This window comes from Phascolarctobacterium succinatutens (genome assembly GCF_958453765.1).
GTDB lineage: Bacteria > Bacillota > Negativicutes > Acidaminococcales > Acidaminococcaceae > Phascolarctobacterium_A > Phascolarctobacterium_A succinatutens_B.
This window is the reverse complement of record NZ_CAUDZA010000026.1, coordinates 18,098-33,486: the sequence shown is the minus strand read 5'-3', so window position 1 is coordinate 33,486 and position 15,389 is coordinate 18,098. Positions and strand designations below refer to the sequence as shown.

Annotated in this window: 21 protein-coding genes and 1 pseudogene; 9 read left to right on the top strand and 13 right to left on the bottom strand. The window is 39.5% G+C overall.

The features are described 5' to 3' along the window. The 7 genes and pseudogenes from Q7Q81_RS09330 to Q7Q81_RS09300 all read right to left on the bottom strand — a co-directional run. A pseudogene (locus Q7Q81_RS09330) lies at positions 1–435 on the bottom strand (transcriptional regulator); the annotation flags it as partial. 15 nt (positions 436–450) lie between these two features. After that, positions 451–1,221, bottom strand: coding sequence for a hypothetical protein (locus Q7Q81_RS09325; protein ID WP_304275583.1), 771 nt, complete (start codon positions 1,219–1,221; stop codon positions 451–453). A 12-nt stretch (positions 1,222–1,233) separates the two neighbouring features. Further along, entirely contained in the window at positions 1,234–1,728 is a 495-nt protein-coding gene (locus Q7Q81_RS09320) for a siphovirus Gp157 family protein (protein WP_178849201.1), read from the bottom strand. After that, complete coding sequence (locus tag Q7Q81_RS09315; protein WP_148336198.1) at positions 1,721–1,927, bottom strand: hypothetical protein; 207 nt, start codon at positions 1,925–1,927, stop codon at positions 1,721–1,723. Before Q7Q81_RS09315 ends, Q7Q81_RS09320 begins: the two co-directional genes overlap by 8 nt. Next, complete coding sequence (locus Q7Q81_RS09310) at positions 1,920–2,114, bottom strand: hypothetical protein (protein ID WP_148336197.1); 195 nt, start codon at positions 2,112–2,114, stop codon at positions 1,920–1,922. The genes Q7Q81_RS09315 and Q7Q81_RS09310 overlap by 8 nt, the downstream gene beginning before the upstream one ends. A gap of 237 nt (positions 2,115–2,351) precedes the next feature. Continuing rightward, entirely contained in the window at positions 2,352–2,612 is a 261-nt protein-coding gene (locus tag Q7Q81_RS09305) for a helix-turn-helix domain-containing protein (protein WP_251631852.1), read from the bottom strand. Positions 2,613–2,640: 28 nt separating this feature from the next. Then, positions 2,641–2,913 (bottom strand): hypothetical protein, encoded by a 273-nt coding sequence (locus Q7Q81_RS09300; protein ID WP_148336195.1) that lies wholly within the window; start codon positions 2,911–2,913, stop codon positions 2,641–2,643. A 209-nt stretch (positions 2,914–3,122) separates the two neighbouring features. Between Q7Q81_RS09300 and Q7Q81_RS09295 the strand changes: the two genes are divergently transcribed. Then, a complete protein-coding gene (locus Q7Q81_RS09295) occupies positions 3,123–3,368 on the top strand; it encodes a hypothetical protein (protein WP_304275568.1) in 246 nt (81 codons plus the stop codon). Positions 3,369–3,382: 14 nt separating this feature from the next. Beyond that, positions 3,383–3,910, top strand: coding sequence for a hypothetical protein (locus Q7Q81_RS09290; RefSeq protein ID WP_304275565.1), 528 nt, complete (start codon positions 3,383–3,385; stop codon positions 3,908–3,910). Positions 3,911–4,457: 547 nt separating this feature from the next. On the opposite strand, the gene Q7Q81_RS09285 is transcribed toward Q7Q81_RS09290, so the two are convergent. After that, on the bottom strand, positions 4,458–4,793 hold the full coding sequence (locus Q7Q81_RS09285; protein WP_304275563.1) for a hypothetical protein: 336 nt from the start codon (positions 4,791–4,793) through the stop codon (positions 4,458–4,460). A gap of 146 nt (positions 4,794–4,939) precedes the next feature. Then, positions 4,940–5,044: a zinc ribbon domain-containing protein gene (locus Q7Q81_RS11110; RefSeq protein ID WP_368502130.1), complete on the bottom strand. Its 105-nt coding sequence runs from the start codon at positions 5,042–5,044 to the stop codon at positions 4,940–4,942. A gap of 113 nt (positions 5,045–5,157) precedes the next feature. Between Q7Q81_RS11110 and Q7Q81_RS09280 the strand changes: the two genes are divergently transcribed. After that, the gene (locus Q7Q81_RS09280) at positions 5,158–6,006 is read left to right on the top strand and encodes a hypothetical protein (RefSeq protein WP_304275560.1); all 849 of its coding nucleotides are present in this window, start codon (positions 5,158–5,160) and stop codon (positions 6,004–6,006) included. Positions 6,007–6,489: 483 nt separating this feature from the next. Here Q7Q81_RS09280 and Q7Q81_RS09275 read toward each other — a convergent pair whose 3' ends face one another. Then, entirely contained in the window at positions 6,490–6,837 is a 348-nt protein-coding gene (locus tag Q7Q81_RS09275) for a hypothetical protein (protein WP_304275558.1), read from the bottom strand. A gap of 190 nt (positions 6,838–7,027) precedes the next feature. On the opposite strand from Q7Q81_RS09275, the gene Q7Q81_RS09270 reads away from it, so the two are divergent. From Q7Q81_RS09270 to Q7Q81_RS09250, 5 genes are all read left to right on the top strand, one after another. Continuing rightward, complete coding sequence (locus tag Q7Q81_RS09270) at positions 7,028–7,435, top strand: hypothetical protein (protein ID WP_304275555.1); 408 nt, start codon at positions 7,028–7,030, stop codon at positions 7,433–7,435. Between the two features lie 143 nt (positions 7,436–7,578). Further along, positions 7,579–7,758 carry a hypothetical protein gene (locus Q7Q81_RS09265; protein ID WP_304275553.1) on the top strand — a complete coding sequence of 60 codons (180 nt, stop codon included), beginning with the start codon at positions 7,579–7,581 and terminating at the stop codon, positions 7,756–7,758. A 155-nt stretch (positions 7,759–7,913) separates the two neighbouring features. Continuing rightward, on the top strand, positions 7,914–8,162 hold the full coding sequence (locus tag Q7Q81_RS09260; protein ID WP_304275550.1) for a helix-turn-helix domain-containing protein: 249 nt from the start codon (positions 7,914–7,916) through the stop codon (positions 8,160–8,162). A gap of 106 nt (positions 8,163–8,268) precedes the next feature. After that, positions 8,269–9,417, top strand: coding sequence for an AAA family ATPase (locus tag Q7Q81_RS09255; protein WP_304275547.1), 1,149 nt, complete (start codon positions 8,269–8,271; stop codon positions 9,415–9,417). Between the two features lie 113 nt (positions 9,418–9,530). After that, positions 9,531–10,010: a hypothetical protein gene (locus Q7Q81_RS09250; protein WP_304275544.1), complete on the top strand. Its 480-nt coding sequence runs from the start codon at positions 9,531–9,533 to the stop codon at positions 10,008–10,010. A 74-nt stretch (positions 10,011–10,084) separates the two neighbouring features. Here the strand turns inward: Q7Q81_RS09250 and Q7Q81_RS09245 are convergent, their stop codons facing one another. Beyond that, positions 10,085–10,336 carry a DUF3791 domain-containing protein gene (locus Q7Q81_RS09245; protein WP_304275540.1) on the bottom strand — a complete coding sequence of 84 codons (252 nt, stop codon included), beginning with the start codon at positions 10,334–10,336 and terminating at the stop codon, positions 10,085–10,087. 473 nt (positions 10,337–10,809) lie between these two features. Here Q7Q81_RS09245 and Q7Q81_RS09240 point away from each other — a divergent pair, with 473 nt between their 5' ends. Then, positions 10,810–11,439: a restriction endonuclease gene (locus Q7Q81_RS09240; RefSeq protein WP_304275536.1), complete on the top strand. Its 630-nt coding sequence runs from the start codon at positions 10,810–10,812 to the stop codon at positions 11,437–11,439. A gap of 181 nt (positions 11,440–11,620) precedes the next feature. Here Q7Q81_RS09240 and Q7Q81_RS09235 read toward each other — a convergent pair whose 3' ends face one another. Together Q7Q81_RS09235 and Q7Q81_RS09230 are read right to left on the bottom strand one after the other, a co-directional pair. Continuing rightward, positions 11,621–13,828, bottom strand: a complete 2,208-nt coding sequence (locus tag Q7Q81_RS09235) for a TniQ family protein (protein ID WP_304275534.1) — start codon at positions 13,826–13,828, stop codon at positions 11,621–11,623. A 356-nt stretch (positions 13,829–14,184) separates the two neighbouring features. Continuing rightward, positions 14,185–15,363 (bottom strand): phosphoribosylaminoimidazolecarboxamide formyltransferase, encoded by a 1,179-nt coding sequence (locus Q7Q81_RS09230; RefSeq protein WP_368502129.1) that lies wholly within the window; start codon positions 15,361–15,363, stop codon positions 14,185–14,187. Positions 15,364–15,389: the final 26 nt, after the last annotated feature.

Here is a 15,389-nt window from a genome sequence, read left to right as displayed (position 1 = left end):
TTTCTCGTTTACGTTTTCGTTTACGTTTACGGAAGAATCTGCTTGCATTTGCGCGCAAGTGTTAGAATTATCACTTGATACCTCTTGACTGCAAGTGTTATCAAATTCTTGCGGTAGTGGGTATTTGGGTTTTGTTGCGCGCCTGTTCTGGTGTTTGTCCCAGGACAGAAGTTTCAGATATTGCCGACCGTCTTCACCTCTGTATGTAGCCACAAGGCCACCGTTCACAAGTTCAGCCAGCCAGGAAGACACCTTCTTTTCGGTCGGTACGTTCAGCGGAAAGAGAAGGGAAGCAAGAATTTTCGGGCTTCCGTAGTACAGGCCGAAGTCGTCCACTTTTACGATCAGACGATAGAAAAGGACTTCGGCTTCCGCCGATAAGTACGCCAGACTTTCCGACGTACATATTGATTCTTTCAAAATGCGGCTGGGCATTTATGACACCACCTTTCACGCGTTTTTCTGACAGGCGCGGCACATTTCACGGCCGAATTTGTTCATGGAATAGCGGCGTTCAGCTTCGCTGATAGGGCCACCGCACACGGGACACGCGGCGCCGCCTGTCTGGGCGCTGTTTTGCGGTTGTGGTGCGGTTCTTTGCTGTTGGTTGGTAGATTGTCCACCCTGGGCCTTCTGCCCGTTCGTGGCGCTCTGTGTGGCTTGTGGCGCCGGTGCGTGTCCGTTCATATTGAAGCGGACTGTATTGTTTCGGTCGACGATTACCAGGTCACAGATTTCGCGGCGTTCGTTATAGGCGATCTTCGATACTTTGAACTTCGTACTGGCGTAGCACTTGAAGACCTCTTTCTGGCCCTGGCGTTCGGGATAGAATTCACCGTCAGCCAGTTCGACATAAATGAAAGGGCCTGTATAAAGTTCGCGGCCGATCCCGACGTTGAAGCCGGCACGTTTGAAGCTGTCGGACGCCTGGCCTTTTTCCTTTTCGGTGTTGCTCTCTGTTCCGACGTCCTGTTTTCTGACCCAGGTCTTTTTATCGTCGTCCCAGATGTCGATATTACAGAACAGGTTTCCGTTGATCACTTCGTGGGTTCTCTGCCAGTTGCCAGGCCCGAAGACCTGGTCCAGGATTCGCATATCGACGCGCGCGTCCTTGTAAAGTAGAAGGACGGCGCCGACGCGGCCGGTCTTTGCTTTGCTGACCGACTGAACGCGACAGTCAATGTCTTGTTCGGTAAGAAGGGGAATCGAAAGTTCTTTCATTGCGGTTCCTCCTTATTTGATTTGAAGGTTTCGGTTCTCCACAAGGGAAGCGCCGGACACTTCCTGGCCGGACTGGATCGCCTTCTTGATCGCGGTCTTGTCCGGTTTCGTTGTAACGGTTTCAACAACGAAGTCAGCCGGAAGGGCCTTTTCGTCGTCAATGCTTACGGCCACAGACTTTCGGAAGGAAACGCGAACCTTTGTGGTTTCGACCTTGTCACGGCCGGCGGCGTCCAGACACGCGGTCAGGACATTCTTCAAATAGTCGATTCGCTTTTCGGTCTGCTTGCGGCGCTTTGCCAGGTTGGCTTCTTCGGCTTTCAGGTCGCCGATAAAGACTTCGGAATTCTTGATGTAGCAAGCGACAGCTTCGCTTTTTTCTTCGAAGGCTCCGGACAGTTCGTCCAGTTCTTCGGCGTTCAGGATTTCGCCGGTTTCTTCGTCGATTTCCAGGTTGTCAAGGACCTTCAAATACTTGTCAGTGATTTCGTACAGGGTGTTATTCATTTTCGGAACCTCCTTCCAGGGTTGCGACCTTCGCTTCAAGGTCTTTTACTTGCTGATCGGCTTTCTTGTAGCGGTCGAACCAGTCGTTCGAACACTTCTTTTCATATTCAAGATCGCTTTTCAGTTCAGCGTTTTCGATTAAAATATCCAGGACGAACGCCTTCACGGCGTCGGTGTCATAAAAATTCAGTTTAGCCATTGTTTTTCACTCCTTTTCGTGATATACTGTTCATAGATTTTTTTGAAAGGGCCGTTTCGGTTGTTGTGGTGACGACGAAACGGTCTTTTTCTGTTTCTTCAATGGTGATCTTGCGTTCACCAAGCAGAAGAAGACTTTTGACGGCTTGTCCGACCTGGACGGCCGACAGTGTCGCGGTGTACTTCATGTTTTGACCTCCTTTCCGTAGGATTTCGGAAGGCGCCGCCTACAAAGGCGAAGCCGGTTCCAATGAACAGAAGGCCGAAGGTTCTGACCGTTCCTTCTACCAGGGACACCGTATCGGTTTCTATGGCGCCGATCGTTCCCCAGGCAAAGAAGAAGGCAATAGCCGCCGCCAGGGCTGACGTCCTTCTGATCGCCAGACGGATTCGGCGTCGTTTCCGCCTGGTTGCTCTGTCCGGTGTCATTTCTTGACCTCCTTTCTTTTCGGACCACTGCCGCGACGACGAATGTTTTCCTGGTAGGTTCTTTGTGCCAGTACCGGATCATAGGCCGGTCGCTGGTTCTGATCCAGTTTTCCAGTCGCGCCGCGTTTCAGTTCAACATACAGTGTTCGAAGGGCGACGCCCACTTCGTCAGAAATGTCGGAAATGGACATTCCTTTCGCGTACAGGGCCGCGATTTTCTTTCTGTTGTCGAAGGTGATAGACTTATAAACTGCCACGTTCTCACGCTCCTTTCTGCTTGCGGCCTTATAACCACGTATCGCCCTTGTCAGGATCGCCGTTGACCTGTTCAATGTTTGGGTCGAAGATTACGACGAAACGGTCTTCGTAAAACTTTTCAGAAATGACGGTTACTTCCCACAGGATATTCCAGTCTGTCAGTGTTCGGATCAGGTCCACAGCGAATTCCGCTTCCACGATTTCGCCGTCGGTGCTGACCAGAACTATATTCTTCGCTCTGCGTTTGTTAGTTGCGACGACGATTCTTTCAAGCATTTTTCTAATAGTCATTTTCTTCATTTTTAGGGTCCTCCGTGGTAAAAAAATAAGTTGCGAAGGCTCATTTGAACCTTGCAACTTAATACTACTCCTCACAACCAGAAAGTTAACGAAAAGTAAACGTTGAAAAATTAAGAAAAAAAGAGTATAATTAGTTATAAAATAATCTCTTAACTAAGAGATTTCCCTTATAACTGAAAAACATAAAAACACTTATAATGGAGACAAAAATGAAATTATTATTTCCTATGACTAAAACGAAATTTATATTAATATATCTAACTGTATGCATTGTAGCGGGACTCGCATTTTATGGAACATTTATTGAAAAAGCAGCTGCTGCTGGCCTCGGTGCTTTCATGTGTTGGTGGCCAGGCTATCTTCTATTTAAAGGAGAATTCTGGACAGTAGCTTTTATATGTTGGTGGGGTTCTTGCTATTTTTTACATAAAATGTTCACTATATTTTTCGGTTAAAAGGAGAAATAAACATGAAAAAACAATTAATTTTATTTATTATCGCAGTGTTAGCTTTAGTAACCTTTATCACTGGTTGTAGTTCAAGCAGTAAAACAACTGCCGATAAATTTGTTGGAACGTATTATGCTCCACCAAGTCCAAACAATTACAAACCTGTTGAAGAAATTACCATTACAAAAGATGGAAACAAATACTTCATTGAAGGAAAACAATGGGAATATCAACTTGAAAAAAGTGAAGGTGAAAACTATACGATTGCACCTGTGTTCAGTCCTATTGAAAAAGTTCCGGTAGAAGTGACTGAAAATAACGTTATTGTTCCGACATTGTTTGGCGGCAAAATCACATTAACCTTAAAAGATGGCAATTTAATTGGAACAAACATTGGTCGAGAAACATATAAAGCAACATACTCTAAATCTAAAGATGGATTCAAACAATACATGGAAAAAGCAGCTGAAGGATGCAAAAAATATTATACCAATTGGAATAAAAATGTTATCATAAACAATACTAAATTAAACGAAGCACTCAAATAACCACAATAAAAGCCGTCCTTGGACGGCTTTTTCATTACAAACATATAAACAATAAGCACCAGCAAGCCTAAAACCACATTCCATAAAGTGATCCCCACTCCCAGGCAGGTCCTCCCGGACCTGCCTTTCTTCATACTAGGATACACGAAAAAGGTTAACGAAAAGTAAACTAAAAGGTCGCCATTTGGGTTTCCGCTATGCCGGCGGATTAGCCTATAAAGAGAAACCTTATGAATACTAAAAGAAGAATAATAACAAAACCGCATACTCATAAGTCAAATCATTGATTTTCACCTCGTACTGTTATTATGCACAAGTTAAGAGTGAAAATCACTTATTTACATTTAGAGTTTCATTGTGTATTAACTCAATATAAACGAAAAGACCACCATTTTGGTTTCTGCTATGCCGGCGAAACGGTCAGCCTAACGGACACCAAAAGCACTCGTGAAGGTTCATTTAGGCAAACAAAAAGCACCTCAAAGACTGCTTCTTCGCAATCGATGAAGTGCTTGGGTTTAGGGATTAAAATATCCAACAGAGAAGACTAAAACTTAGTTGTTTTGTTATTTAGTTTCTCGATGTCGTCTTCTTCCATAAAGACAATCTTGTTTTCATCTAAATGATGATTATTATGATATTGTTGATAAGCTTCAATGACATCATTTAGTTTATCACTGCTTAACTTATCAGTTTGACGCCTATATTTAAGCAACCCATTGTGCAGTTCTAACATAAACTTATTATCTAACTGTATATAGCTGTCTTTGTCAATCACAGTTTCACGAGGATTATCGTAATAGATTACTTTATTAGAGCGAAAAGTTGCTTTATATTCTTTACCTAACAAAGAATCCAGCTGAGCTATTTCAACAGTTTTCATGATATGATCTACGCCAATAAGTGAACTACTCCTCACTGAAAGCTCGGAGCTTCCCATTTCATCGAGGGAAAACTAGCCCCAGATTTCTCCAGAACCCCGCCAGAACCTCTCCTGGGCGTATATTGGGACCGTTCCGGCTCTATAATTTATAGTCGGGCAGAAACTAATTGCTTCATACCTTCATTTCTTATATTAATAGCGGCATTAATATCTCTATCCATGTGATTTCCGCATTCAAGACAATTCTTGATAATTTCTTTCGCTTTAGCAACAAATATTCTAATAATTATTGCTAGAAATTCTGATTTCGTTTCCTGTTTACTAGTGATATAATTCTATTAGAGCTTATAAGGAGGCATACATCATGTACAAAAAAATTTCAGGTATTGCTTTAGCATTAATGCTGTCAGTATCTAACTTTGTCGATGCAGAAAACTGGATAGAGACAACCACTGAACTTGGCAGGTTCTCAGACGAATATTATTTAAGTGAAGCCGAACTGTCAAAACAATTCCATACATTCTATACGGAATACGGCTACAAATATGAATATGACGCAGACAGCATCCGCCAGGACAAAGCCAACAAAATCGTATATGCAACAATACGTCACCGTTCAAACACAAGTAAAAACATTTCTTGCGAAAACATGGTTTTCTACTTCGATAAAGACCCTCGCAAATGCAAAGCTGTAAGCGTCAAACAAATTACCCATTACGGAAATGGGACAACCAAAACCTATAACAACCAATTGACCTGGTATTTGAACTATGGCTTTCTAAAATCCCCGTACAACCCTTTCTATCGTGGTTATACATGGTGGCAGGACTTTGGATATTTTGTAGATATGCCGAACCAGGACGGAACGCCTTATGTAGAACCAAAAAGATTAAACCTGACCTGGGCAACTTCAACGGAAAAATTTGGTGTCTTTTATGATGCGAAGAGTGTAAAAGCCAAAAACAACAAGATAAATGCCAATATATACTTGTGGTATCCGGGCGCAAACCGCTACCAGAAACTTATCTCTACGTTAAACTATGATACGAATCAATGGGAGATAAAAGAAACCGTAACGAGAAGACTCAGCGACAATACCGTAACTGAGCACGCAAAAACGACTTCTACTGAAAAAATTGCACCTTTAGAATTTACCAGCAACTACAAAGGTAAAGTAGTATCCGAGTACTTCAAAAAGTTCTTAAAGAAATAACTTAAGATCACAAATAACAAAACCCGCAGAAGCCACTATAAACTTCTGCGGGCATTTTTGTACGCCATGAATAGGTACTCAAAAAACAGGACCAACCCTACGGTTAGCCCTGCACATTTTCTTCGCTCGGTCAATTTTTATTTTACCGACGAGTCGAAACCGTCACTCGTCATCTTCGCTCGGTCAGTTTTTATTTTACCGACGAGTCAGAACCGTCACTCGTCATCTTTAGCGAAGGTAAAAAGATTTTTCTTTTACTTGTATTATAACTTATTTTAAAGCTAAACTCAATCCTAAAATTAATACAACTTCAGAAACAAAGTGAATAAAAAGCAACATCTACGGCTAACCAGTTTTTACACGTTGAAAAGTATTATAATAGTAACCGTAAAGGCCTTTGCAATATTATTCATGAAGGGAGAACCATTATGGACTATTATCACGTAAACGATATAAGACATAAAAAAATCGCTATAATATACCCTAACCCGAAATAGTAGTATTTTTCTCAGTAACAACATAATAGCTGACATTTTTTGCTTCACCAAAATTCTTTACGGAACCCTTAAAATAATCCAGCATCTTGTCATAAATTACATCCATATCAGGATATAGTTCAAAGGTAAAATCCTTGCAAATGATCGTCCGCTCAGCCCAGGTAATAGTAAAACCTATCTGTAGCAGCTTACGGTTCTCTTTAGCTGCTTTGCAATAACACTCTTTATATTCTGCACAAAGACCTTGGAGAATTTCCATCCAGGTAAAACTTTTACCATTCAGCTCTCCCTTTATCATTTGTACTACACGTTCGGTTACAATCTGTACTGCCATTTTCTTTTCCTCTTTCTGCTTAATATCAATAGTAAATCTATGTACTACATTAATTGTATATTCTAGAGAATATGAGATAAAGCGAACAAAAAGCAATATCTGCAAAAAGGCTGTTTTTTTACACCGAAACTGTATTATAATAAGTATACGTTAACGATTTGTTAACGATAAGCAGAAAAGGAGGAAAAACATGTATGTATTTACTTACCCGTTCTTCGTAAAAATCATTAAACCTGACGGACGGCATAGGGACAGCAGAACCATTTATATTGCCAGAGCTCCTGACCTTAACCTATTAGTTATCCACAAAGGAAATTCCTTTGACGGGATTTATTCTAAAGCAGAAGAGAGTTTGTACTGGCTGTTGCGGGACAGAATCAAATATAAAGACTATATACCGCCCCACAACGTCAATTTATGTGCCGACTATCTGCGCAACATGGATAAAGGCAAGCCGGACTGGCTCTACATCATGGTACGGACGGTAATCTATCTGAAAAACGATACTCGCCCGGACATAAGTTTTATAAACCGGTCCCTTAATATAATGCGGCAAAAAGCTTTCGGGCATATAAAATCCGGTATTTACAATGACTAAACAAGTCATCAGGCGACCTGAACAGGCCGCATACAGCACAACATAAATCTGAATTGAAAATAACGAATTTTTTTATCATAAGCTTTATGGTTGAACAAAATTTACTATGAAAACAACCATGTGAGTTGAAAAGGTAACTAAACATGAAACAATATATTTCAGCTGAACAAAAAATTGACTCAAAAAAAGCCATGCAGGTGTTCAAACAGCTCCGAGAAATCTTTCATCAATATTATCCAAATGGGTTAACAGATGAAGAAATTGATGGAATTGTCCAGGAAAAAAGAAATAAAAAATACATAGAAGCACAAAGAAAGCACTAATCCTACTAATTAAGTTTAGTGCTTTCTTTATGCTTGTAATATTACATTACAATAGTATAATGTTATCTAGGAATGTGAAATATACACTTCAAAAACAATTCATAAAACTTATTAGTGAATAAATCCCACAAAATATAATTACAAGAGGTACTTTAATGAGCGAGATTAGAACAAGAATACGTCAAAGGCGAAAAATACTAGGAATAACACAAGACAAACTTGCTGCTCTGACCGGCTATAAATCCAGAGAAAGCATCAAAAATATCGAATTAGGATTTATGCGCTTCCCTTTGCATAAAATTGACGCTTTCTCCGAAGCCCTTCACACTCCCAAAATTTTTTTACCACAGGCATTGACATCAACGCTGAAGGAGAAGTCATCAAAGAAGATATTTACTTCATGAAAAATTATAAAAAATTAAGTACATCAAACAAGAAAGCTGTCAATAACTTCATAAAACTTCTTTTAGCAAAGCAAAAGCACGAATAGTACACTCAAGGAGCTGCATCATGCTAAACAACTACAAGCAAATAAAAATTTTAAATATGAATGAATTTCCTGTATATAGCAAAAAACGTAACTGCTATTCTAAAATAGCAGACTTTATAAACGCTTCAAATTCTACCAATAAAAAAATTTGCATTATATATGGTCTGCTCGGTAGCGGAAAAACAATACTACTGCAGCAAGCAGCGCAAGAAATTACTGCTAAAGGTTTTAAATGCTTATACCTTGTTTGCTCCGACGAATACGAAAATATTAAAACTTACCAAAAAAATAATAGCAAATATATATTGGAATCAGATGAATTATTTACTATACTTGACTACGCTGACAAAGAAAACTATGATTATATCTGCATTGATGAAATAACATTAACAAAATATTTCCTTGAAAGCACTTTTAATGCTATAGTTTATTACTGCACTAAAAAATGGAAGCTAAAATTCATTATTACCGGGAGTTATTCTTATAGTTTTACATTATTAGCAAATAATTTATTAGAAATCGATGACACAAGATTAACTGATATAGCAGAATTGATACCTACATCACATATACCCTTTACAGAATACACATACCTGCTCGGTAAAGAGTCAGATGATTATATAAGGTTTGGTGGTACACTTCTAGAAAATTCACCTTATCTCGATAGCTCAACAACTAACGAATACATTAATGAAGCCGTAATCAAAAATATTCTCCGTTCAATCAATGAAACAGAGAATTTTGATAAATACGCACTTACCTTATGGTATCCAGAAGAAGATATTGCACTTATAATTCAACAATGTCTTAATAATGTAAGCCAAAACTTTCTCTCAGAAATCCTAAAAGCTAACGGTATACTAAATATATTCAAACAAAATAGAATTTGTACTGAAATCCGCAAAGATGATGTAGAAATAATTCAAAAAGCACTCGAAAACATAGGCCTAGTATTATCTATCCCTCAATCTTCTAGCCACGAAAAGTCTAGCAAGATACTCAGTCATCCAGGTATGCTTTACTATTATACGACAACGCAGTTAAACTTATTGATCAATAACGAAAATGATGTTAAACTTCAACAGTTAGGAATAAAAGATAAAGATACCTTTGTCAAAGGAATTAACAACCAAATCAAAAGCGAAATAGCTAAAAATTTTTCCTTGTAGCAGCACCAAAGTTTCTCTTTTCGCCATCATTATAAAAGCTGCGTATGTTATAATATACACATACTCTCATTATAATTTCTGTGGTTTATTTGTCAGTATTACGGAGGTATCTTATGAGCAAAAAGGGAAGCAAGAAATTTACTAAAAAAGCTAATAAAACTTTACACAAACAGTACAATTTCTCTACAACTGAAATTTGGAATGCCGATCATGCAATAGTCAACTTCTCTTACCAAATCCTCAAGAAGTATAAGAAGAGCAAACGCCATGGATATCCGGTAGAATTCAAAAATCCCGAAGAATGGGAAAAAGTTCTTGATAGGATTCTCAAAGCCTTCAAGCGAACCCTCAATGATTACGCAGATTCCCCAATGAACAAGGCTTATGATAAGCTCTACAAAAAACATCCTGAATGCCTTGAATTCAAATTCAACAAACAAAAAGATGGTAATTATCTTATGAAGAATAAACATGAAGACCTTCATGATAAATACATTACGTACGAAGTACGTGAAAAAGAAAAAGCATATAACCAGGAAATCGAAGAAGCAATAAAACTTTTTGGTAAATATCTACTGAATATGTGGGACTAAACAAAACAGCCTCTACAAGCTTAAAAATTATGGCTTGCAGAGGCTATTTCCATGCTGCTTTGGTAAAATTACATTTATGCTTTTTCTATATTCAAAGCGACTCCTTGCCGTTTTAAATATTCTTCCAGTTCAATTACAACATAATCATAACCTGTTTCACTCAGCCAGCTATAACCTTCTCTTATAAATTCTAACAGTCCGTATTCCCTAAAAAGTTTTGCACATTCCTTATTGGATAAATTCCATTTTACTTGTGCCTTGCGAATACATGCAACCCGCATGTCTGCAATAGCAGTATTTTCAGGCGTTTTTTCAGAACTCACCATATATATCCTCTTTTCTGCTTATAAAAATTACATAAAATGGAAAAGCATTATTTTCATTTTACAGTTATCAAAATCACATTTTGCCTCATATTCTTCCATAAACGGCAAAATGTATTCTTCATAGCATTGGGTAAACTTTGAATACCATTAACATAAAATTCACCTATATACTTGCCTTTGTCAATAGTTTAAAAGAACATCTAATGGCTTGCACATGGAAATTGTAATAAAGATAGTCGGACGGAAGACACAAAACTCCACTCCAGTGCAGAGCAAACTGCTAAAAAGCAAATTACCCGCAGAAGTCAATACATTCTTCTACGGGCCTTTATATTTTCTACTAGAAATCTACTTGTTTACCACTTGACATATCGAGAGTGTAATGATATACTATACCCAACAAGTTGATAACTACTTGTTATCAACAATGCTAATTGTATTATTAAATTGTCAACTTTAAGGAGGAAATCATCATGGCAAATAAAGCTTGGCTCGTACGTCCATATCCAACAAATATCAACAGAATCAACGAATTCCAAACTGAAAATATTGTCGCAATCGGCTGGCCAGGAATCGGTGACCTTACAGGAAAAACCAGACAAGACCTCAAAGAAATCTTGTCCAAGCCTCCATATTCCTATACTGCCTTAGCACTCGGCAACGCATACGCAACTGTAGATATCTTCGTAAACCAAATGAATAAAGGCGACCTTGTACTTACTCCTGACGGCGATAATATCTATCTTGGAGTAATCACAAGCAACTATGAATTTAACCCTAAAGTAGACGACATTGATACCGGCTATTCTCACCAAAGGACTGTAGAATGGCATACTAAAATAACAAGAGATGACCTTTCTAAAGCTCTGAGATCTTCATTGAAAGTACATAGAACTGCCGCAGACTTAAGCCATCACTATGATGAAATTAAAGCTCTTTGCTTCAATATGCCTATGCCTGAAACTGTAACCACCGAACCTATCAAAATCAGCTATCCGCTCAGACCTGATTTTAATATTTCTTTTGAAATCCCAGCAGATATGACAAAAGGAGAAGCAGAAAGATTGAATACTTTCATCTCTACGCTACATTTTAAAGATTAACCTTTGTTAAAAGCAAATTACCCGCAGAACTCCACAAGCTCTGCGGGATTTTTTCATGCTGTTATGCTGCCTTGATAAGATATCGTACAGTGACAGCAGGCGGTTGAACTGTATTACTGTTGCCATAAACAAAAACCGTCAGATTCCACAAAGAAACCTGACGGTCGATAAAATTACTTTATTAAAATCCTTTTCCTAAGATTTTTACTCCAGCAAACGAATAAATTCTCCATTTGCCTTTGTTCCCGAACTTTATGCTGATATACCGGTCTTCCTTATAACCGCTCTCACCTGCCTTTAGAAGCTCTCCTATGACCTTATCGTTACGGCAGACATACTTGTTATAGAGTATTTCTTCTGCAGTATATTGCTTTTCATTGTTTGGGAACACATAAACACCGACTGTTATTCTTCTGATGCGCCCTTCATTACACAACAATCGCATTTTAGATTTAACAACATCTTTCAAGAAGCCGCTTTCTTCCAGCTCATCAGTAAAAATCAAATCATCTTCGCTGAAATTATCACGTAGATACGAGTAGATTTTTTCTTTGTCATTGACAGCAATGCTCTTGTCATCAGCTGCAAGCAAAGCCTTCCTCTTCTCCTCTTCAGCAGCACTTAAAACCAAAATATCCGAAGGAGTAGGTCTGAAGATTTCTTGCTTAATCCTTTGTTTCGTAAGCTTCATGGTTTTCCCTGCAACAGTATCTTCTACATCTTCAAAGTCTTTCCGTGTATTCTTTGCACTAAGCCTATAATGCCCTGATGTATACTTATCTACCAGTTCAGCAAGATATTTACGTACCATTACCTTTGCACAGTAAGGACATCGATTACCTTGCAAAAAGTTTGCCGGATCCATCTCAAATTCCTTGCCACAGCTGTTGTGTCTTATTCTTACCGGTTTGTGCCATGTTTTAAACTCAGACAAAGCAGTATACTCATTTCCTACCAATGCACTGATCTGTTCCGCAAAATCGTCATTGTTCATACGGCCTTCACAAATACGGCAGAAAGGTATATGAAGAAAATTCCAGAGCAAACATTCAAAACTCTTGCCACAACCACCAGTATGGCGTATAACAGCTTTCTCATAGATGTTTTTATACTTCTCAAGCGTAAAATTGGAGACTTTAGCTACTCTAGCACTGGCTTCTTTAAAAGAAATCTTGATATGGCACTTGCATCTCTTACGATTAAACACAAAATCTATCGGTCTTGCACTGAAATACTCTTCACAAATCTCGTGCTTTATTCTAACAGGAGTATACTTATCATGAATTTCTTCGGCTAACTCATACTCATCCACACACAAAGCTTTTACCATGCTCTCATAAAACTCAGCTTCGCTATCACAACATTCAGGGCACAGCATACCGTTCTCAATACCCCAGTCAGTACAGATGAAATACTCTCCGCATTCTTTGCATCGGTAAAATTTCACAGGACTATCTAGGTCTTCAGAATGCAGCAGCTCCAGATTATCAGGCACTGATACTTCCTTGCAGCTCATTGACCTGCCTTCTTTTATAAACCTCGAAACATCACCGTCATAAGCAAACATAACCATCGGCAACAAATCTTTTACCATCACATTTTGAATACAACGCTTCAACAGCATCATAGATCTATGAGTCAGTTTGCTTCCGAAATGAGAATAAGAAGAAAGATTATAGTCCTCAATAAACGAAGGATCTGTCAGTCCGTTTACATAACCTTTATCTTTCAAAGCCTTATCAAGAATATCCAGTGATTCTGATAAATCTATATTCAGAGGTACATTCAGTAGCTCATATACGCATTTCGCATATTCAGTTTCTTCATCAATATTGTCTGAAACTGTACACTCAACAAAATTCTCGCTACTCTCACTGTCATACATCCCATCTAAATCTTTTGCGTTTAAAATACTCTTTACAGGCAACTCCCATAATAAGCAGCCATGCTTATGACAGACGCAGACACCTGCAGCCTGATGAGCACGATGCAGATAACAGCCACCATTCATTTTATCTTCTTTCAAGCATTCAGGACAGACCTTGATTACACCAAACAACCCTCTCTTTTTGGGAACGTAATTCTTATCAGACATAAATGAATATACATACCTTGTCTGCTGCTCCCTTGTCATTTGAAAAGAATAGAATGGAAACAAAGTTGTCTTTAAAAACAATTCACTTATACTCTGGCAAGGCCACATGGAGGTTCTCACTCTCTTAAAAATCGTCTGTAATGGTCTTTGTATTTCTGCAGTACCAAAAGTATTACCATAAATCAGTATTATAAGTTGATTGAAAGTCATAGCATTTTTTTCAGCTGTTCTGCAAAGCCAAGACAGCAGCAGTTCATCTTCACAAGGTTTCGGGCAGTTCGGAAGGAAATACATTAGCTCAGCTCCTAAAAAATGCCTGCCTATATATTAGGCAGGCAAAATATAATTACTTAGATTCAGCTTTTTAAGTTAGAGTTGGCAATTGTCACTTTTTTAATCTCAGCTTTTTGAGTTAGAGTTGAACCTCAGCTTTTTTCAAAAACACATTTTTAAGTTAGAGTTGGCACAACTTCACCAAACCACATCTGATTTTTCTTATTTTAAGTTACACTTGGAACCAGCCTTTTTTCAAAATCTCGATTTTTTTAAGTTAGAGTTGGAACCTAGGCTTTTTTCAAAAACGTCTTTTTTTAAGTTAGAGTTGGATATTTTAAGTTAGAGTTGGCAATTGTCATCATTATAAAGCTATCTTAATGGTGGAACAGGCGCAGGCCGGTGAATGCCATTGCAATACCGTACTTATCGCAGGTCTCAATAACATTATCATCACGGATAGAGCCGCCTGCCTGTGCAATATATTGAACGCCGCTGCGATGCGCACGCTCAATGTTATCGCCGAACGGGAAGAATGCGTCACTGCCAAGAGCAACGTCCTTCAACTGAGCAACCCAAGCCTTTTTCTCTTCGCGAGTAAGCGGTTCCGGTTTTTCGGTGAAGAAGTTTTCCCATACGCCGTCAGCCAGTACATCCTCATAATCATCGGAGATGTAAACGTCGATGGTGTTGTCGCGGTCGGGACGACGGATGCTGTCCTTAAACGGCAGAGCCAATACCTTCGGATTTTGGCGCAGCCACCAGATATCAGACTTGCCGCCTGCCAGACGAGTGCAGTGTACGCGGGATTGCTGGCCGGCGCCAATGCCGATAGCCTGACCGTCTTTTACGTAGCAAACGGAGTTTGACTGAGTATATTTCAAAACAATTAAGGAAATCAGCAGGTCGCGTGCTGCGCCTTCCGGAATTTCTTTATTTACGGTCGGACGGTTTTGCAGCAGTTCAGCGGTGATTTTAGCTTCGTTGCGCTCCTGCTCGAAGGTAATACCGAATACCTGCTTGTGCTCCAACAGCTCCGGCTTGTAGTTTTCATCAATCTTAATGATGTTGTAGGTGCCTTTGCGTTTGCCCTTCAGAACGGTAAGAGCCTCTTCAGTATAACCGGGTGCGATAACACCGTCGGAAACCTCGCGTGCCAGCATTTTAGCAGTCTGCACGTCGCAAACATCAGACAAAGCAACAAAGTCGCCATAGGAGCTCATGCGGTCAGCGCCACGAGCACGTGCATAAGCATTTGCCAGCGGAGAAAGCTCCAGGTCGTCTACATAATAAATCTTTTTCAGAGTATCGCTCAGCGGCAGGCCTACTGCAGCACCTGCAGGGCTTACGTGCTTAAAGGATGCTGCTGCCGGCAGACCGGTTGCTTCCTTCAGTTCTTTTACCAGCTGCCAGCTGTTAAAAGCATCGAGGAAATTGATGTAGCCGGGGCGGCCGTTCAGTACCTCAATCGGCAGCTCGCTGCCATTGTTCATGTAAATACGTGCGCTGCCCTGATTAGGATTACAGCCATATTTTAATGCTAATTCTTTCACTATAACTCCTCCTCTTTTGTATAGTGCCA